At 69.2% G+C, this 17,515-nt stretch carries 18 protein-coding genes; 17 read left to right on the top strand and 1 reads right to left on the bottom strand.

Annotated elements, in window-relative coordinates; translation table 11 throughout:
• Positions 1-38: 38 nt before the first annotated feature.
• The 6 genes from ABZ420_RS02520 (at position 39) to trmD (ending at position 4,079) form a co-directional block, all read left to right on the top strand.
• Positions 39-1,022 (top strand): LLM class F420-dependent oxidoreductase, encoded by a 984-nt coding sequence (locus ABZ420_RS02520; RefSeq protein WP_357116301.1) that lies wholly within the window; start codon positions 39-41, stop codon positions 1,020-1,022.
• A gap of 49 nt (positions 1,023-1,071) precedes the next feature.
• Entirely contained in the window at positions 1,072-1,809 is a 738-nt protein-coding gene (locus ABZ420_RS02515) for a class I SAM-dependent methyltransferase (RefSeq protein WP_357116299.1), read from the top strand.
• Positions 1,810-2,005: 196 nt separating this feature from the next.
• Positions 2,006-2,437: a 30S ribosomal protein S16 gene (gene rpsP / locus ABZ420_RS02510; protein WP_357116297.1), complete on the top strand. Its 432-nt coding sequence runs from the start codon at positions 2,006-2,008 to the stop codon at positions 2,435-2,437.
• 94 nt (positions 2,438-2,531) lie between these two features.
• The gene (locus ABZ420_RS02505; RefSeq protein ID WP_011210690.1) at positions 2,532-2,774 is read left to right on the top strand and encodes an RNA-binding protein; all 243 of its coding nucleotides are present in this window, start codon (positions 2,532-2,534) and stop codon (positions 2,772-2,774) included.
• Positions 2,775-3,299, top strand: a complete 525-nt coding sequence (gene rimM / locus ABZ420_RS02500) for a ribosome maturation factor RimM (protein ID WP_357116295.1) — start codon at positions 2,775-2,777, stop codon at positions 3,297-3,299.
• Between the two features lie 72 nt (positions 3,300-3,371).
• Positions 3,372-4,079, top strand: a complete 708-nt coding sequence (trmD, locus tag ABZ420_RS02495) for a tRNA (guanosine(37)-N1)-methyltransferase TrmD (protein WP_357116293.1) — start codon at positions 3,372-3,374, stop codon at positions 4,077-4,079.
• Between the two features lie 118 nt (positions 4,080-4,197).
• On the opposite strand, the gene ABZ420_RS02490 is transcribed toward trmD, so the two are convergent.
• Positions 4,198-5,049, bottom strand: coding sequence for a LuxR C-terminal-related transcriptional regulator (locus ABZ420_RS02490; RefSeq protein ID WP_357116291.1), 852 nt, complete (start codon positions 5,047-5,049; stop codon positions 4,198-4,200).
• 99 nt (positions 5,050-5,148) lie between these two features.
• On the opposite strand from ABZ420_RS02490, the gene ABZ420_RS02485 reads away from it, so the two are divergent.
• The 11 genes from ABZ420_RS02485 to ABZ420_RS02435 all read left to right on the top strand — a co-directional run bounded on the left by ABZ420_RS02485 (position 5,149) and on the right by ABZ420_RS02435 (position 16,947).
• Positions 5,149-6,783 carry an AMP-binding protein gene (locus ABZ420_RS02485; RefSeq protein WP_357116289.1) on the top strand — a complete coding sequence of 545 codons (1,635 nt, stop codon included), beginning with the start codon at positions 5,149-5,151 and terminating at the stop codon, positions 6,781-6,783.
• Complete coding sequence (locus tag ABZ420_RS02480; protein ID WP_357116287.1) at positions 6,780-8,417, top strand: AMP-binding protein; 1,638 nt, start codon at positions 6,780-6,782, stop codon at positions 8,415-8,417. Before ABZ420_RS02485 ends, ABZ420_RS02480 begins: the two co-directional genes overlap by 4 nt.
• 100 nt (positions 8,418-8,517) lie before the next feature.
• A complete protein-coding gene (locus ABZ420_RS02475) occupies positions 8,518-10,935 on the top strand; it encodes a Tex family protein (protein WP_357116285.1) in 2,418 nt (805 codons plus the stop codon).
• A gap of 27 nt (positions 10,936-10,962) precedes the next feature.
• Positions 10,963-11,883: a hypothetical protein gene (locus tag ABZ420_RS02470; protein WP_245659852.1), complete on the top strand. Its 921-nt coding sequence runs from the start codon at positions 10,963-10,965 to the stop codon at positions 11,881-11,883.
• Positions 11,884-12,034: 151 nt separating this feature from the next.
• On the top strand, positions 12,035-12,328 hold the full coding sequence (locus tag ABZ420_RS02465) for a hypothetical protein (protein WP_357116283.1): 294 nt from the start codon (positions 12,035-12,037) through the stop codon (positions 12,326-12,328).
• 265 nt (positions 12,329-12,593) lie between these two features.
• The gene (gene rplS, locus ABZ420_RS02460; RefSeq protein ID WP_067514127.1) at positions 12,594-12,935 is read left to right on the top strand and encodes a 50S ribosomal protein L19; all 342 of its coding nucleotides are present in this window, start codon (positions 12,594-12,596) and stop codon (positions 12,933-12,935) included.
• A 77-nt stretch (positions 12,936-13,012) separates the two neighbouring features.
• A complete protein-coding gene (lepB, locus tag ABZ420_RS02455) occupies positions 13,013-13,795 on the top strand; it encodes a signal peptidase I (protein ID WP_357116281.1) in 783 nt (260 codons plus the stop codon).
• Between the two features lie 23 nt (positions 13,796-13,818).
• A complete protein-coding gene (locus ABZ420_RS02450) occupies positions 13,819-14,628 on the top strand; it encodes a ribonuclease HII (RefSeq protein WP_357116279.1) in 810 nt (269 codons plus the stop codon).
• A 46-nt stretch (positions 14,629-14,674) separates the two neighbouring features.
• Positions 14,675-14,980 (top strand): DUF2469 domain-containing protein, encoded by a 306-nt coding sequence (locus ABZ420_RS02445; protein ID WP_011210678.1) that lies wholly within the window; start codon positions 14,675-14,677, stop codon positions 14,978-14,980.
• A 101-nt stretch (positions 14,981-15,081) separates the two neighbouring features.
• A complete protein-coding gene (locus ABZ420_RS02440; protein WP_062969827.1) occupies positions 15,082-15,438 on the top strand; it encodes a YraN family protein in 357 nt (118 codons plus the stop codon).
• Positions 15,439-16,947: a YifB family Mg chelatase-like AAA ATPase gene (locus ABZ420_RS02435; protein WP_357116277.1), complete on the top strand. Its 1,509-nt coding sequence runs from the start codon at positions 15,439-15,441 to the stop codon at positions 16,945-16,947.
• Positions 16,948-17,515 lie beyond the last annotated feature (568 nt).

Raw genomic sequence — 17,515 nt, 5'->3', positions numbered from 1 at the left:
ACCCGCGCGTTCGCCGACGCGGCGTAAGGTCGGATCCCGTGACAATTCGCCTCGGTTATCAGATGCCCAACTTCAGCTACGGCAAGTCGGTGCGCGAGCTCTTCCCCACGGTTGTCGCGCAGGCCCGAGAAGCCGAAGCCGCCGGTTTCGACACGGCCTTCGTAATGGACCACTTCTATCAGCTGCCCGGCATCGGCACGCCCGACGAGCCGATGCTCGAGGCGTACACCGCGCTCGGCGGTCTGGCCACGGCGACGGAGCGAATCCAGTTGTCGGCGTTGGTCACCGGCAACACCTACCGCAACCCGGCCATGCTCGCCAAGACCGTCACGACGCTGGACGTGGTCAGCGGTGGCCGGGCGGTGCTCGGCATCGGCGCTGGCTGGTTCGAGCTCGAGCACCGCTCCTTCGGCTACGAATTCGGGACGTTCACCGACCGCTTCGAGCGGCTGGAGGAGGCCCTTCGAATCATCCAGCCGATGCTGCGTGGAGAACGCCCCACGTTCCAGGGCAAGTGGTACCAGGTCGAGCAGGCCATGAACGAGCCGCGCGTCCGCGACGACCTGCCGATCCTGCTGGGCGGCAGCGGCGAGAAGAAGACCTTCGGCCTGGCCGCCCGATTCGCCGACCACCTCAACATCATCTGCAACGCCTCCGAACTGCCGCGCAAGATCGGGGCGCTGCGGGCACGCTGCGCCGAAGCGGGCCGGGACCCGCAGACCCTGGAGACCAGCTACCTGTGCTTCGTGATGATGGACGAGGACGGCGATCTGGTACGCAAGCAGCAGCGGGATTACCTGAGCCGCATGGGTATCGACCTGTCGGCGATGTCGGACTCCGAGCGCGCGCAGAGTCCGGCCGACCGTCAGTTCGTCGGCACACCGGACGATGTTGCCGAACAGCTGCGGACCCGCGTTCTGGACCAGGGCGTCGACGGACTGATCATCAACATGGTGTTCAACGGGCACGAGGCGGGCGCGGTCGAACTCGCCGGACGCACTTTTGCTCCGCTGGTGCGCTGACGAGCGAGAACCGGGTCCGAATGCCGTTGGCGCCGGATACAATCGGGCGATGATAGCCCCTCCGTGGCGTGCGTCGTACGGTATCGACTCGCCTTCGGTGCTGCTGTTGCTGGGAGTTCTCGCGGTCGGGTATCTCGCCGCCGCCCTGGTGGTGGCGCTGTTCGGGCAGCTGCGCCCGAGTCTGCTGCTCCTGCTCATCGGCGTCGTGCTGGCGGCGCAGTTCGGGTTGTTCCTGCACGCCACCCGCCGGGGCAAGTTCCGGGTCTGGGCGGGTCTGCTCGACGACCTCGGCCTGCGCGGCGACGAACGACTACTGGACATGGGATGCGGCCGCGGGGAGGTGCTGCTTGCCGCCGCGCGGCGCCTGCCCGCCGGGCGCGCGGTGGGCCTGGACCTGTGGTGCTCGGCCGACCGCTGCGGGAACATCCCGGCCACCGCCGAGCAGAACGCGCTCGCCGAGAACGTCGCCGACCGGATCGAGCTGCGCACCGGCGACATGACCCGCATGCCCTTTCCGGACGGCGCCTTCGACGTCGTCGTATCCAGCTTGGCGATTCACACCATCAAGACCGCCGAGGGCCGCGCGAGCGCGGTCCGGGAGGCGTGCCGCGTGCTGCGTCCCGGCGGCAAGCTGGTCATCGTGGATATCGGCAAGACCCGCGATTACCGCGCTGTCGTGGCGGCGCACGGCGCGACAGCCCTCACGGTGCGCTCCGTGGGATGGCGGATGTGGTGGGGCGGCCCCTGGGTGCCCACCCGCGCGCTCACCGCCACCGCTGCGGGCTAGCCGCGCCGAGGAGACGCGATTTCCGGCGTGATCATGCGGTCTGGCACAATGGACCACCGTCCTTCCGGACAAGTGGCAGCCCGTCTCCGGTTCCGTACCGCGCGGCGGTCACACACTCGAAAGCGCAAAACCGGGCTCGCAGACCATGCGGGTCGCCGAATTGCGTCGTGACCAACCAACGAAAGGCAGATCAGCAGTGGCTGTTCGCATCAAGCTCACCCGCCTGGGCAAGATCCGCAACCCGCAGTACCGCGTCGTCGTCGCCGACGCCCGCACCCGCCGCGACGGCCGGGCCATCGAGTCCATCGGCAAGTACCACCCGAAGGAAGAGCCCTCGCTGATCGAGATCAACTCCGAGCGCGTGCAGTACTGGCTGGGCGTCGGCGCGCAGCCGACCGAGCCGGTCCTCCAGCTGCTGAAGATCACCGGCGACTGGCAGAAGTTCAAGGGCATCGAGGGCGCCGAGGGCACCCTGAAGTCCAAGCCGGCCAAGCCGTCCAAGCTGGACCTGTTCAACGCCGCGCTGGCCGCAGCCGACAACGAGCCGGTCGCCGAGGCGGTCACCCCCAAGAAGAAGGGCAAGAAGGACGCCGAAGAGGGCGCCGAGTCCGCCGAGGCCGCCGAGTAATGAGTCGGCCTCACCCGTCCACCCGATACCCGTCCCGAGCCGTGCGCAGACCGGCCCCGGCGACGGGTGAGTCGCGTCCCGAGGTGATGGAACAGTGAGCGCCGTCGTCGCCGATGCCGTCGAGCACTTGGTGCGCGGCATCGTCGCCAACCCCGACGACGTCCGCGTCGAGCTGATCACCGGCCGCCGCGGGCGCACCGTCGAGGTGCACGTCCATCCCGATGACCTGGGTAAGGTGATCGGCCGCGGCGGACGTACCGCGACCGCGCTGCGCACCCTCGTGGCCGGTATCGGCGGCCGGGGCATCCGGGTCGACGTGGTCGACACCGACCAGTAGATGGAACTCGTCGTCGGACGGGTCGCCAAGTCGCACGGCGTGCGCGGCGAACTCGTCGTCGAGGTACGCACCGACGAGCCCGAGGCGCGTTTCGCGCCGGGCACGACATTGCGCGGCCGGCTGCCCCGAGCGGCGGAGGTCCGCGAGTTCACCGTGGAGTCGGCCCGGGAGCACTCGGGCCGGCTTCTGGTGTGCCTGGTCGGCGTGACCGACCGCATCGAATCCGACGCGCTGCGCGGCATGCTGTTCGTGGTCGACAGCGCCGACCTCCCGCCTTCCGAGGACCCGGACGAGTTCTACGACCACGAGCTGGAGGGGCTGGAGGTCCGGCTCCTCGACGGCACCGTGGTCGGCTCCGTGTGTGAAGTGCTGCATTCCGCCGCCGGCGAGCTGCTCGACGTGCGCGCCGCCGAGGACGGGCGGGAGATCCTGATCCCGTTCGTCACCGCAATCGTGCCCACGGTGTCCCTCGCCGACCGTGTGATCGTGATCGATCCGCCCGAGGGTCTGCTCGACCCCGAATGATGCGGCGCAAGCCCCGATCGCGCGTCGCTCAACCGGCCGGTGCGAGGCGGCCCGGCGGCGAGAGGAGACAGGATGAGAATCGACGTCGTCACGATCTTCCCGGAGTACCTGGAGCCGCTGCGCACGGCACTGCTCGGTAAGGCGATCGACAAGGGCCTGATCTCTCTCACGGTGCACGACCTGCGCCGCTGGACCCACGACGTGCACAAGTCGGTCGACGACGCTCCCTACGGGGGCGGGCCCGGCATGGTGATGAAGCCGACCGTGTGGGGTGACGCGCTCGACGAGGTCTGTCCCGATGACGCGCTGCTCGTGGTTCCCACTCCGGCGGGCGTGCCGTTCACGCAGGCGACCGCGCACCGCTGGGCCGGGGAGCGGCATCTCGTGTTCGCCTGCGGCCGCTACGAGGGCATCGACCAGCGCGTTTTCGACGACGCCGCTCGCCGTGTGCGGGTGGAGGAGGTCAGCATCGGCGACTATGTGCTGATCGGCGGCGAGGCGGCCGTGCTGGTGATGACCGAGGCCGTGGTCCGGCTGCTGCCCGGCGTGCTCGGCAATCAGCAGTCCCATCAGGAGGATTCGTTCTCCGACAGCTTGCTGGAAGGCCCCAGTTACACCCGCCCGGTCACCTGGCGCGGCCTCGACGTCCCGCCGATCCTGCTGTCCGGCGACCACGCGAAAGTGGCCGCTTGGCGGCGCGAACAAGCTCTCGCCAGGACCCGCGAACGCCGCCCGGACCTGCTTCCGGACCAGGACACGGTGCGCGAACCCCGGCGGTAGACCGGAACCGCCCCGCTCGGCGGATCAGCGCCACATGCCGAACGCGGCCTCCGCGGCGCGGAGCCGTCCCCTTCACCACATCGGTCATCGTCGAGGCATATCGCGGGCGCGGGGTCGCTCACGGCAGTAAGCCGTGGCGGCGGGCCGCTGTCACCGCCTCGTGCCGGGAGTGGGCGTCGAGTTTGATCATCGCGTTGCGCAGATAGCTCTTCACGGTTTCCGGACCGAGCGAAAGACGTTGCGCCGTTTCCTGATTGGTGCAACCCAAGGCGATCTGGGAGAGCACGTCGAGTTCGCGGCGGGACAGTTTCGGGCTGTCGGGGTGCGGCTCGCCGGTCAGGACCCGGGTGAGTCGTTCGCACACCGCGTGCAGGCGTCCGCGCAACCGGTCGTCCTCGGTCGAGCGCGCCATACCGCGCAGTTCGGCGTGGATATCGCGCAGTTCCTCGGTGATGGCCGGTGCGGTCGCGGCCGACGGCGCGGCCACCTCCAGCATGCGCAGCCGACGGTCGACCTCGTCGCGCACCGCGATCTCGGTGGCCAGGCGGCGACCGGCCTGGACGACGAGATCCGCGGTGCGGTCGCCCAGCGGGCTCGCGCCACGGGTCGCGGCATAGAGCACCGCCCGGGGGCATCGGTCGACCACCACGGGCACGGCGAGCACGGAGCGGATGCCCTCGCCGGAGACCGGCCCGTCGTAGTCGTGGGTGATCGACGAGGCGCGCCGATAGTCGGTGACCGCGGCGGGCCGTCCGGAATCCATCACCCGGCCGCCCAGCCCCGAAGTCCGCACGACGGCCAGGCCGCGCAGGCCGTTGGTCAGCGTGCCCACGAATTCCGACAGCAGCAGCGCGTCACCGTGCACTTCGCCGCCGAACGCCACCGGCACGCCCGCAGTGCTCGCCACCCAGCGGATCTCGGCACGCAGAGCGTCGCTGTCGCGCGGACGCAGCAGAGCGGTGTGGGTCACGAGACTCACCCCTTTTCGGGGGTAGTGGGCAGCGGGATGTGACCCACATCCTATTGCACACCCGGGTTGCGCTGGATCACAGAACGAGGAGAACCGAAGATGGGCACCGACCTGAATCAGCGGGTGCGCGAACTGCTGGACTGTTACGACCGCGCCGACGCGTCGGCGGCGGACCTGCTGTGCGATCGGCATCCGGCCGACCGGGTCGCCTTCACGATCGTCGAAGCCGACTTGTCCTCGATCGATCTCACCTACGGCGAACTGCGCGAACGCTCCGCCCGCTTCGCCGCCGCACTGGCCGAACTGGGCGTCGAACCCGGCCACCGCGTGGCCACGCTGATGGCGAAGTCGGCGGACCTGGTGGTCGCACTGCTCGGCATCTGGCGCCGCGGCGCGGTGCACGTTCCGCTGTTCACCGCCTTCGCTCCGCCCGCCATCGCCCTGCGGTTGAACGCCGCCCGTGCCTCGGTCGTCATCGCCGATGCCGACCAGGCGCCGAAACTGGCGGCCGGGCCGGATCTGCCCGCGGACCCGCCCTGGCGACTCGTCGTCGCCGGAGGGGAGGTTCCCGAGGGAGCCCTGCGGATGGACGAACTGCTCGAGACTCATCGGGCGACCCACCCGAACGCCCGTCCGGCGGCGATCGGCGGCGACGGCCTGCTGGTCCAGCTGTTCACCAGCGGCACAACGGGCACGCCCAAAGGCGTCCCGATCCCGCTGCGCGCGCTCGCTTCCTTCCACGCGTACCAGGAATTCGCGCTGGACGTCCGGCCCGACGACGTCTTCTGGAACGCCGCCGATCCGGGTTGGGCCTACGGCCTCTACTACGCCATCCTCGGCCCGCTGGCCACCGGCATTCGCAGCATTTTGCTGCACGCGGGTTTCTCCGCCCCGCTCACCTGGCAGGTGCTGGAAACCTTCGGCGTGACGAACTTCGCGGCCGCCCCGACCGTGTATCGCGCGCTGCGCGCCGACAGCGCCACGCCTCCGGTGCACTCCAGGCTGCGCCGCGCGTCGTCGGCGGGGGAGCCGCTCACGCCCGAGGTCGTCGCCTGGTCCCTGGAGCATCTGGGTGTCGCGGTGCGCGATCACTACGGCCAGACCGAGCACGGGATGGTCATCTGCAACGCCTGGCACGAAGACCTCGACGCCGAGACTCCCGCGGGATCGATGGGCCGCTCATTGCCCGGATGGACCTGCGCCGTGCTCGCCGACGACGCCGACACCCTCGCGCCCGCAGGTGAACTGGGCCGCGTCGCGATCGACACCGAACACAGCCCGCTGTTGTGGTTCCTCGGCTACCTCGACGCCCCGGAACGCACCGCCCAGCGCTACACCGCCGACGGCCGCTGGTATCTGACCGGCGACGCGGGCTCGCGGGACGCCGACGGCTTCTTCCGTTTCTCGGCCCGCGACGACGACGTGATCATCATGGCGGGCTACCGCATCGGCCCGTTCGAAGTGGAGAGCGTGCTGGTGCTGCACGAGCAGGTCGCGGAAGCGGCCGTGGTCGGCATGCCGGACGAACTACGCGGCGAAGTGCTCGAGGCGTTCGTCGTGCTGCGCGAGGGCGCCGCGGGCGGCCCGGAGTTGGAAGCCGAATTGCAGAGCCTGGTCAAGAAGAAATTCGCCGCGCACGCTTATCCGCGCAGGGTCCACTTCGTGCCGAGCCTGCCGAAGACGCCCAGTGGCAAGGTGCAGCGATTCGTGCTGCGGCAGGGGGGTGCCCGATGACGCAGGTGCCTCTGCCCAGTTACGCCTCCGGGGTCTCGGACGTCCCGCTGCTCGGTGACACCATCGGCGGCAATCTCGATCGCACGGTGGCGGCGTTCCCGGACCGGGAAGCGCTGGTGGACCGGCCGACCGGGCGGCGCTGGACCTACCGTGCGCTCGGCGCCGCGGTCGACGCCCTCGCGTGCGGTCTGGCGGGCCGCGGCATCGGCAAGGGCGACCGGGTCGGCATCTGGGCGCCGAACTGCGCGGAATGGTTCCTGGTGCAGTACGCCACGGCGAAGATCGGCGCGATCCTGGTCAACATCAATCCGGCATATCGCACCAGCGAACTGGAGTACGTGCTGCGCCAGGCCGGTGTGCGGATGCTCGTCGCCGCCGAGCGGTTCAAGTCCTCGGATTACGTCGCGATGATCGAGCAGGTCCGGCCGAACTGCCCGGAGCTGGCGCAGGTGCTCGTCCTCGGCACGCCCGAGTGGGACGCGCTGGCCCGCACCGAGGTGGACGCCGAACGGCTCGCCACGCTCGGCGCGCTGCTGTCGGCCGACGACCCGATCAACATCCAGTACACCTCGGGCACCACGGGTTTCCCGAAGGGCGCCACGCTCAGCCACCACAACATCCTGAACAACGGCTATTTCGTCGGTGAGCTGTGCGGATACACCGAACACGACCGCATCTGCGTCCCGACTCCCTTCTACCACTGTTTCGGGATGGTCATGGGCAATCTCGCGAGCACGAGCCACGGTGCGGCCGTTGTGATCCCGGCGCCGTCGTTCGATCCGAAGGCGACGCTGGCCGCGGTCGAGGCCGAGCGCTGCACCTCGCTCTACGGCGTGCCGACGATGTTCATCGACATGCTCGCCGAACTGGATTCGGCCACCGTGGAGCTGTCCACGCTGCGCACCGGGATCATGGCGGGCTCACCGTGCCCGGTCGAGGTGATGAAGCGGGTGATCGACCGGATGGGCATGCGCGAGGTGTGCATCTGCTACGGCATGACGGAAACATCCCCGGTCTCCACCCAGACCCGGCGTGACGACGGCATCGACCGGCGCACCGCCACGGTCGGCCGGGTCGGGCCGCATCTGGAGGTCAAGATCGTCGATCCGGCAACGGGTCTCACGGTGGCGCGCGGCGAACCCGGCGAACTGTGCACCCGCGGCTACTCGGTGATGCTCGGGTACTGGAACGATCCGGACAAGACCGCCGAGGCCATCGATGCCGCCCGGTGGATGCACACCGGCGATATCGGCGTGATGGACGACGAGGGCTATCTGGCCGTCACCGGCCGGATCAAGGACATGGTCATCCGCGGCGGCGAGAACGTCTATCCGCGTGAGATCGAAGAATTCCTCTACACCCATCCCGACATCCTGGACGCGCAGGTGATCGGCGTGCCGGATCCGAAGTACGGCGAGGAGCTGATGGCCTGGGTCCGGATGCGCGAGGGCGCACCGCCGTTGGACGCCGCGGCCGTGCGCGAGTTCGCCACCGGCAAGCTGGCGCACTTCAAGATTCCCCGCTATGTGCACGTGGTCGAGGAATTCCCGATGACGGTCACCGGCAAGGTCCGCAAGGCCGAAATGCGGGAAATAGCCCTAGCGATCCTCGCGTCGTCGAAGGAGATCCCGTAGAAATCGGCCCGCCGAGCTACCGCCGGCGCGCAGCGGAACGGCCGGGTACCCGCGACCGGCCGAAGGCGCGCAGAGGCGGGGGAGCGGTAGTGTCTCCGACGTGACGACAGCGCCCGAGACTGCCAGTGCAGAGTCCACACCCGCCGCGCCACGCTCCGACGCCGCGGGCCCAGCCAGCGTGAACCGTCGCATCGCCGAGGAACTCGCGGTGCGCGAGACCCAGGTGCGCGCCGCCGTCGAGTTGCTCGACGCGGGCTCGACGGTGCCGTTCATCGCCCGGTACCGCAAGGAGGTCACCGGCGGGTTGGACGACGCGCAGCTGCGCATGCTCGACGAACGTCTGCATTACCTGCGCGAACTCGACGAGCGCCGGGCCGCGATCCTCGAATCGATCCGCGGCCAGGGCAAACTCGACGACGCCCTGCACCGGCAGATCCTGCTCGCCGAGACCAAGGCGCGGCTCGAGGACATCTACCTGCCGTACAAGCCGAAGCGGCGCACCAAGGCGCAGATCGCGCGCGAGGCCGGGCACGAACCGGTGGCCGACGCCCTGATCGAGGATCCGAACACCGATCCGGCGCAGTACACCGCCGAGCAGCTCGACGGTGCGCGCGCAATCCTGGTGGAACGCTTCGCCGAGGACGCCGACCTGGTCGGCGAGCTGCGCGAACTGATGTGGAACCGCGGGCAGGTCACCTCGACCGTTCGCGCGGGCAAGGAGGAGGCGGGCGCGAAGTTCGCCGACTACTTCGAGTTCAGCGAGCCGTTCGACAAGCTGCCCTCCCACCGCATCCTCGCGCTGCTGCGGGGGGAGAAGGAGGAGGTGCTCACACTGCACCTCGAGCCCGACACCGAGGAGCCGCAGCCGGGCGAGCGCACCATCTTCGAGGGTCGCATCGCCGCCCGCTTCGGCATCGCCGACCGCGGCCGCCGCGCCGACTCCTGGCTGCTGGACACCGTGCGCTGGGCGTGGCGTACCAAATTGCAGGTCAGCCTCGGTATCGACACCAGGATGCGGCTGCGGCAGGCGGCGGAGAAGGACGCGGTCGACGTGTTCGCCGCGAATCTGCGCGATCTGCTGCTCGCCGCCCCCGCGGGCACGCGCACGACCATGGGGCTGGATCCCGGCTACCGCACCGGGGTGAAGGTCGCGGTGGTCGACGCCACCGGCAAGGTGGTCGCCACCGAGGTGATCTACCCGCACAAACCGCAGGGCCAGACCGAGAAGTCGCTGGCCGTGCTGGGCGCGCTGGTCGCCCGCTTCGGCGTGGAGCTCATCGCCATCGGCAACGGCACCGCCTCGCGCGAGACCGACGCCCTCGCCGCCGAGCTGATCTCGCGCATCCCGGAGAACAAGCCAACCAAGATCGTGGTCTCCGAGGCGGGCGCCTCGGTGTACTCCGCCTCCGCCTACGCCTCGCAGGAACTTCCCGACCTGGACGTCTCGCTGCGCGGGGCGGTGTCGATCGCGCGGCGGTTGCAGGACCCGCTGGCCGAGCTGGTGAAGATCGATCCGAAGTCCATCGGCGTCGGTCAGTACCAGCACGACGTGTCCGAATCGCTGTTGGCCCGCTCGCTGGGCGCAGTGGTCGAGGACGCGGTGAACGCGGTCGGTGTCGACGTGAACACGGCCTCGGTGCCGCTGCTGTCGCGGGTATCCGGCATCGCCGGTTCGGTGGCGGAAAGCATTGTGGCGCATCGGGACCAGAACGGCCCGTTCCGCAGCAGGACCGCGCTGCTCGACGTCCCGCGCCTGGGGCCGAAGGCGTTCGAACAGTGTGCGGGCTTCCTGCGCATCCGCGGCGGCGACGATCCGCTGGACACCTCCGCGGTGCACCCCGAGGCGTACCCGGTGGTGCGGCGCATCCTGGCATCGACAGGTCGTCCCATCGCGGAGGTCATCGGCAACACCACGGTGCTGCGCTCGCTGCGCGCCGGTGAGTTCACCGACGAACGCTTCGGTGTCCCCACGGTCACCGACATCATCGCCGAGTTGGAGAAGCCGGGCCGCGACCCGCGTCCGGAATTCAAGACCGCCGAGTTCGCCGCGGGCGTGGAGAAGGTCGCCGACCTGAAACCGGGCATGGTGCTCGAGGGCGTGGTGACGAACGTGGCCGCGTTCGGCGCGTTCGTCGACGTGGGCGTGCACCAGGACGGCCTGGTGCACGTCTCGGCCATGTCGCACAACTTCGTCAAGGACCCGCGCGAAGTGGTCAAGTCCGGCGACGTGGTCAAGGTGAAGGTGCTCGAGGTGGACGTGGCGCGTCAGCGCATCGGGCTGTCCCTGCGCCTGGACGACGAGCCCGGCACACCCGCCAAAGGCGGCGACAACCGGCAGCGCGGCCAGGGCGGCCGACCCGCGGGCGGGGAGCAGCGGCAGCGGCAGAATGGCCAGAACAAGCAGCAGGGCCAGAACCGCAATCAAGGTCAGGGGCGCGGTGGCAACCAACGCCGCAACGCCCCCGCGCCGAGCGGCTCGATGGCGGACGCGCTGCGCAGGGCGGGTTTCGGCCAGTAGCCCGACGCGCGGGAGGGAGTAACGGCCATGCGACGGTGGCTCCACGAGGACGTGATCGCCCAAGGGCGGCTGCCGTTGCTGTGCTTTCTGCTCGGATTCATCGTCGGATTCCTGGTCATCCGCGTCAGCGTCCGGCTGATCCGCGCGCGGGTGCGCTGGTGGCCGGGCAATCTGCGGGCCGGTGACACGCACATCCACCACATGGTGTTCGGGGTGATCCTGGTGCTGTCCTCCGGGGTCGGCATGGTCGCCCAGTACCAGAGCGCAGGCATGACCACCGCGGGCATCCTCGCCGCGCTCTTCGGTGTGGGCGCCGCGCTGGTGCTCGACGAATTCGCGCTGATCTTCTATCTGCGCGACGTGTACTGGGAGAAACAGGGACGCACGTCGGTGGACGCGGTGTTCGTCGCGCTCGCCGTGACCGGATTGCTGTTGCTGGGCTTCCACCCGCTGTGGATGCTGGACATCAACGACTTCCGGCGCGACCCGAGCGTCGAGGTCCGCGCTTTCGTCGTCGTGTTCGCGGTGGTCAACCTCGCCCTCGCCGCGATCGTGATCGCCAAAGGGAAGATTTGGACCGGCCTGTTCGGCATGTTCTTCCTGCCGCTGCTGTTCGTCGGTGCGCTGCGCCTGAGCCGCCCCGGCGCGCCGTGGGCGCGATGGCGCTACGCCGACCGCAGACGCATGATGTACCGGGCCATCGTCCGGGAACGGCGATATCGCCGCCCGGTCATCCGCGCAAAGATCTTCGTGCAGGATCTGGTCGCGGGGAAACCGGATGTCGAGCACGTCCGCACGGCGGCGGAAGCGGAACTGACTCGCACGGTCGTGCCCGCTCCGCCCGCCCCGCACCGGCACCACTCGCTGTGGCATTCCGACCATGGCTCACTGCATACGCCCAGCTCGCCGCCCGCCCAGGACGCCATCTCCGGCGAACAGAACCACTGAGCGGAGCATCTGCCGAGCCGACCCGCCGCGTCACAGCGGTGCACGAGGGTCCGTGACCTCCTCCGGCTTTCCGCCATCCCGCGGAGGCGGGCGGATTTCGAATGCCGCCATTCGGAGAACCCGAGGCTATGCGTATACGTATACTGTGACCGTGTTGGATCCCTTCAGTCTCGCGGTCGGCGCCGGCTTGGTCGGTGTCGGCTGGGCATGTGGCAGGTTCGGGCATCGGCGGCGGGGCCGGTCGGGAGGAAGTCTTCCCGCGCGCTGCGGTTGCGGTCACGACCTGGCGCTGCACGACCGCGCCACCGGCACTTGTCACGCCGAGATCTCCCGTAAGGGCACGCACGGCCTGCGGGAATGGGTCGGTTGCCAGTGCCGCCGCTACACCGGCCCGACCCCGCTGGAGGAAGTGTTCGCGTCGCCGATTCTCCCGCCCGAGTCCTGAACGGGAAAGAGACGACGCACGGCCGGTCGCCGCGCCGAGTTCACCACCACCGCGCTGTCTCGCACCCCCGCGGGCCGTAGCGTGAGGGGGCGCCGCCGCGCCGTCGCCCGGGCCGATTTCTTCCGTGGCGCGCCGATCTGGCACAATGCACAGGTTGCCCTGGGTGGTTGTCGACCCGGCGCACCCCCTAATTCGGAGCATGAACCGGCCGAGCACCTCGAGTGCCGCCAGGGTCCTCTGTTCGCGCGAAACCATAAGGATGGAAATGAACACCCTTGACTTCGTCGACGAAAAGTCGCTGCGTAGCGACGTCCCCGATTTCCGCCCGGGCGACACGCTGAACGTGCACGTGAAGGTCATCGAAGGCTCGAAGGAGCGCATCCAGGTCTTCAAGGGCGTCGTGATCCGCCGCCAGGGTGGTGGCATCCGCGAGACCTTCACGGTGCGCAAGGTGTCGTTCGGTGTCGGCGTGGAGCGCACCTTCCCGGTGCACAGCCCGAACATCGACCACATCGATGTCGTGACCCGCGGTGATGTTCGCCGCGCCAAGCTGTACTACCTGCGCGAGCTGCGCGGCAAGGCCGCCAAGATCAAGGAAAAGCGCTGAGGTAGCTTCTCGGCACAGCAGATCTTCCTCAGCCCGGCATCGGACTTCGGTTTCGCTGCCGGGCTAATCTGTTCGGCGTGGCAGACGAAAGTGGGTCGGTGTCGGTGTCCGAGTCGGGCGACGAGAATTCGCGGGTAGGTCGCGCCAAGCGGCGACCGAAGAAGAAGCAGCGGCCGTTCTGGCAGGAATTGCCGATCCTCATCGTGATCGCCGCGGTGATCGCCGCGTTGATGGTCACGTTCGTCGGTCGGCCGTACGTGATTCCGTCGGAGTCGATGGAAACCACGTTGCACGGGTGCGCCGGTTGCACCGGTGACCGCATCTATGTGCAGAAACTGAGCTACTACTGGGGTGATCCGCAGCCGGGCGACGTGGTCGTGTTCGTCGGCCCGCCCTCGTGGAACACCACCTACAAGTCGATCCGCTCGGACAACGCCGCCGTGCGTGGCGTGCAGAACTTCTTCTCGTTCTTCGGCCTGGTGCCGCCGGACGAGAACGATCTGGTGAAGCGCGTGATCGCGGTCGGCGGCCAGACCGTGCAGTGCTGCGACTCGCAGGGCCGGGTCATCGTGGACGGCAAGCCCCTCGACGAGCCGTATGCCCGCTACCTCGCCCCGTACGTGCCGGGCCAGCCCTACGGCCCGGGGGGAGGACGCGAATTCAAGCCCGTGAAAGTGCCCGAGGGGCATCTGTGGGTGATGGGCGACAACCGCAATCAGTCCGCCGACTCCCGCGCCCATATCACCGACGAACTGCAGGGCACCATCCCCGTGGAGAACGTGCGCGGCAAGGCGGTGTTCAAGATCTGGCCACCCGGCCGGATCGGACCGGTGCGTGCGGAGAATCCGCAGGAGAACTGACCGCCCGGACGCAGGATAATTGGATGGTGGGGCAAGGTCGAGTGCCGGTGGGTAACGGTTGGCCGCCGCGTGTGGTGATGCGCAGGGCCGGAGGTTTGCGCACGCTCGAGGCGGCTTTGATCCGCAGTGGCCTCGGCCCTGTCGCCGGCGTCGACGAAGCGGGGCGCGGTCCCTGCGCGGGACCGCTGGTGGTGGCGGCATGCCTGCTCGCTCCGAAGGCATATGACAAGCTGGCCGGCCTCGACGACTCCAAAAAACTCACCGAGGCCACCCGGGAAGAGCTGTATCCGGTGATCATCCGGCTGGCGCTGGCCTACCGGGTGGTCGTCATCCCCGCCTGGGAGATCGACTCGATCGGCATCCACGTCGCCAATATCGAGGGCATGCGCCGCGCCGTGGCCGGGCTCGGGCGCACGCCCGGCTACGTGCTCACCGATGGATTCCGGGTACCCGGCATCCCGGTGCCCTCACTGCCGGTGATCGGGGGCGACGGTGCGGCGGCCTGCATCGCGGCGGCCAGCATTCTGGCCAAGGTCACCAGGGACCGCATCATGGTCGAGCTGGACCAGCGATTCCCCGGCTACGGCTTCGCCGCCCACAAGGGCTACAACACGCCCGAGCACACCGCCGCATTGCACCGCCTCGGACCCAGCAGCGAGCACCGCCGCTCCTGGCGCAATGTGCGCGAAGCCGCCGGGCTGCGGCCGGTCGCGACGGCGGCCGACGTCGCGGACGCCGTACTGGCCGAAGGACTGGACGAAGCCCTGTCAGAGCAGTTTCCGAACGAGCGTACGGCTGGCCGAGTGGCTACCGACGCAGCGCATGCGCGATGATGTGACCATACGACGCGATGCGGCGAGAAGGAGGACGTCCCACCCGATGAGTGCCGAGGACCTCGAGAAGTACGAAACCGAGATGGAGCTCTCGCTGTATCGCGAGTACAAGGACATCGTCGGTCAGTTTTCGTACGTGGTGGAGACCGAGCGCCGCTTCTACCTCGCCAACTCCGTGGAGCTGCGCCCGCAGAACGCGGACGGCGAGGTGTACTTCGAGGTGCGGATGAGCGACGCGTGGGTGTGGGACATGTACCGCCCGGCCCGCTTCGTCAAGCACGTCCGGGTCATCACCTTCAAGGACGTCAACATCGAGGAGCTGGAGAAGCCGGACCTGCGGCTGCCCGAGTGAGCGGGCCGGGAGTTCTGCACAGCGACTCGCTTATCAACAGGTTTTCCGATTCCCCAGGTCGGCGGCGCTGAGCTGATTCGGTCTCCGCGCACGCTGGCCGGGTGACGGACAAACAGGCGCTCGGCGCGCACGGGGAGGAACTGGCGGCAGAGTTTCTGCGCGCCGCGGGGATGGAGATCATCGCCAGGAACTGGCGTTGCCGATACGGCGAACTCGATCTCATCGCCAAAGACGGGGATGTGACCGCGTTCGTCGAGGTCAAAACGCGTTCGGGTCTGGGTTACGGCACTCCTGCGGAGTCGGTCACCTTCGCCAAGCGGCAACGGATCCGACGGCTGGCCCTGCTGTGGCTGGCCGAGCAGGACGGACCGTGGCGGCGCATCCGGTTCGACGTGGTGTCGGTGCTGGCGCAGCGTGGTCGGACACCGGTCATCGACCATCTCGAGGCGGTGTTCTGAATGGCCCTCGGCCGGGCGCATTCGGTCGCGGTCACCGGCGTGGACGGCCTGCTCGTCGAAATCGAAGCCGATATCGGCCAGGGCCTTCCCTCGGTCCATCTGGTCGGGCTCCCCGACACCGCGTTGCAGGAATCGCGCGACCGGGTCCGCTCCGCGGTGGCGAACTCCGGGGAGAAGTGGCCCGACGGCCGGGTGGTGCTCGCGCTGTCGCCCGCGACCTTGCCGAAACTGGGCAGCGTCTACGACCTGGCACTCGCGGTCGCGGTGCTGGACGCGTCCGGTTCGGTCCCCTCCGAACGGCTCGCGAAGACGGTGCTGCTCGGCGAACTCGCGCTGGACGGGCGGGTGCGGCGAGTGCGCGGCATCCTGCCAGCCGTGCTCGCGGCGCGCAAGGCAGGCTGGTCGACCGTCGTGGTGCCCGCGGTGACCATGGCCGAGGCCGGACTGGTCGAGGGCATCGAGGTCCTCGGAGCGCGCAGTTTGCGCGGCGTGGTGGCCTGGCTGCGCGGGGAAGGCGCGCTCGACGAGCCGGACGGTGACCTGCCGGATACGGTGCGGCAGGGCGGCGATCTCAGCGAGGTGGTTGGTCAGGACGAAGCCCGCTGGGCCTTGGAGGTCGCCGCGGCGGGCGGGCACCACTTGCTGCTCACCGGACCACCGGGCATTGGCAAAACCATGCTGGCGCAACGTCTTCCGAGCCTGCTGCCACCGCTCACCGAGACCGAGGCGCTGGAGGTGACGGCGATCCACTCCATGGCGGGCACGCTCGCAGGTGATCACCCGTTGATCACCGCGCCACCGTTCGTCGCCCCGCACCACTCGACCTCGGTGACCGCGATGATCGGCGGTGGTTCGGGGACCGCCCGCCCCGGCGCGGTCAGCCGGGCCCACCGCGGCGTGCTGTTCCTCGACGAATGCGCCGAACTCGGCACGAAGGTGCTGGAGGCGATGCGGACGCCGCTGGAGGAAGGGGAAGTGCGCATCGCCCGGCGCGACGGTGTGGCACGCTACCCGGCCCGCTTCCAGCTCGTCTTGGCTGCCAACCCCTGTCCCTGCGCCCCGGCCCGCGACGTCGACTGCATCTGCGCGCCGCTGGCTCGCCGCCGCTACCTCGGCAAACTGTCCGGGCCGCTGATGGATCGGATCGACATCTGGGTGCGGATGCACGGGCAGTCCGGCGCGGCGTTCAGCACCGATGCGGCCGAGAGCAGCGAGGTCGTTCGCGCCCGAGTCGCCTCGGCGCGCCGAGGCGCCGCCGAGCGCTGGCGTGAGTACGGATGGCTCACCAACGCCGAGGTTCCCGGTCACATTCTGCGCCAGCGGTTCCGTCTGCCGCGTGAATCGCTCGCTCCCGTCGAGGCCGCGCTGCGTCTCGGCCGCATGTCCGCGCGCGGTGCGGACCGGGCCATCCGCGTCGCCTGGACCATCTGCGATCTGCGCGGCGGCGATCTGCCCTCGGCACAGGACGTTCTCGCCGCATTGAACTTTCGTCAGCGGGGCGCGCAATGAGCGCGCGGGAGCCGACCGCGGGCACGGCAGCGGAGGCCTTTGCGGCGGCGGATATACCTGCCGCAGTGGGCGCGCCTGTAGCTGCGGATGCGCCCGCGGTGCGGAACGTACCTCCAGCGCTCCAGACGGAGCACGTGGCTGTGGCGGTCGAAGCGCCCACGGATACGAGCGTGTCCAGGGCAGTCGATGTCCCTGTGGCGGCGAAGGTAAGTGGGGCGGGTGTGGTCGCAATCGTGGAGGGGGCAACGGATGTCCCTGTGGCGGCGGATGTGCCGGCAGCGCGAAACTCGCCTCCAGTGGTGTGCGCGCCCCAGATGGAGCACGTGGCTGTAGCGGTCGAAGCGCCCATGGCCGCGAGTGTGCCAAGGGCAGCGGATGTCCCTGTGGGGGCGCCTGCGGCCGGGGCGATTGACGTTCGCGCGGCCGCGAGTGCACGTGCGGCGGTGGACAAGCCTGCGGTGCTCGATGTGCCCTGTGTATCCAGTGCGTCCGGGGCGGTAGATGGGCACGTGGCGGCAAACCGGGCTGGGCCGGACGAAGTGCCCACCGCCGCGAGTGCGGCTGGGGC

Origin of the sequence: Nocardia sp. NPDC005745 (assembly GCF_040630775.1) — a bacterium.
Taxonomy (GTDB): Bacteria; Actinomycetota; Actinomycetes; order Mycobacteriales; family Mycobacteriaceae; genus Nocardia.
The sequence above is the reverse complement of the archived record's forward strand: the minus strand, read 5'-3'. Positions and strand labels throughout refer to the sequence as shown.

Excerpts from the sequence above, each read along its gene's own strand:
- rimM (WP_357116295.1), top strand. The coding sequence starts at position 2,775 with ATGGAACTCGTCGTCGGACGGGTCGCCAAGTCGCACGGCGTGCGCGGC.
- ABZ420_RS02515 (WP_357116299.1), top strand. The coding sequence starts at position 1,072 with ATGATAGCCCCTCCGTGGCGTGCGTCGTACGGTATCGACTCGCCTTCG.
- ABZ420_RS02480 (WP_357116287.1), top strand. The coding sequence starts at position 6,780 with ATGACGCAGGTGCCTCTGCCCAGTTACGCCTCCGGGGTCTCGGACGTC.
- ABZ420_RS02470 (WP_245659852.1), top strand. The coding sequence starts at position 10,963 with ATGCGACGGTGGCTCCACGAGGACGTGATCGCCCAAGGGCGGCTGCCG.
- ABZ420_RS02435 (WP_357116277.1), top strand. The coding sequence starts at position 15,439 with ATGGCCCTCGGCCGGGCGCATTCGGTCGCGGTCACCGGCGTGGACGGC.
- ABZ420_RS02445 (WP_011210678.1), top strand. The coding sequence starts at position 14,675 with ATGAGTGCCGAGGACCTCGAGAAGTACGAAACCGAGATGGAGCTCTCG.
- rplS (WP_067514127.1), top strand. The coding sequence starts at position 12,594 with ATGAACACCCTTGACTTCGTCGACGAAAAGTCGCTGCGTAGCGACGTC.
- trmD (WP_357116293.1), top strand. The coding sequence starts at position 3,372 with ATGAGAATCGACGTCGTCACGATCTTCCCGGAGTACCTGGAGCCGCTG.
- ABZ420_RS02485 (WP_357116289.1), top strand. The coding sequence starts at position 5,149 with ATGGGCACCGACCTGAATCAGCGGGTGCGCGAACTGCTGGACTGTTAC.
- ABZ420_RS02450 (WP_357116279.1), top strand. The coding sequence starts at position 13,819 with ATGGTGGGGCAAGGTCGAGTGCCGGTGGGTAACGGTTGGCCGCCGCGT.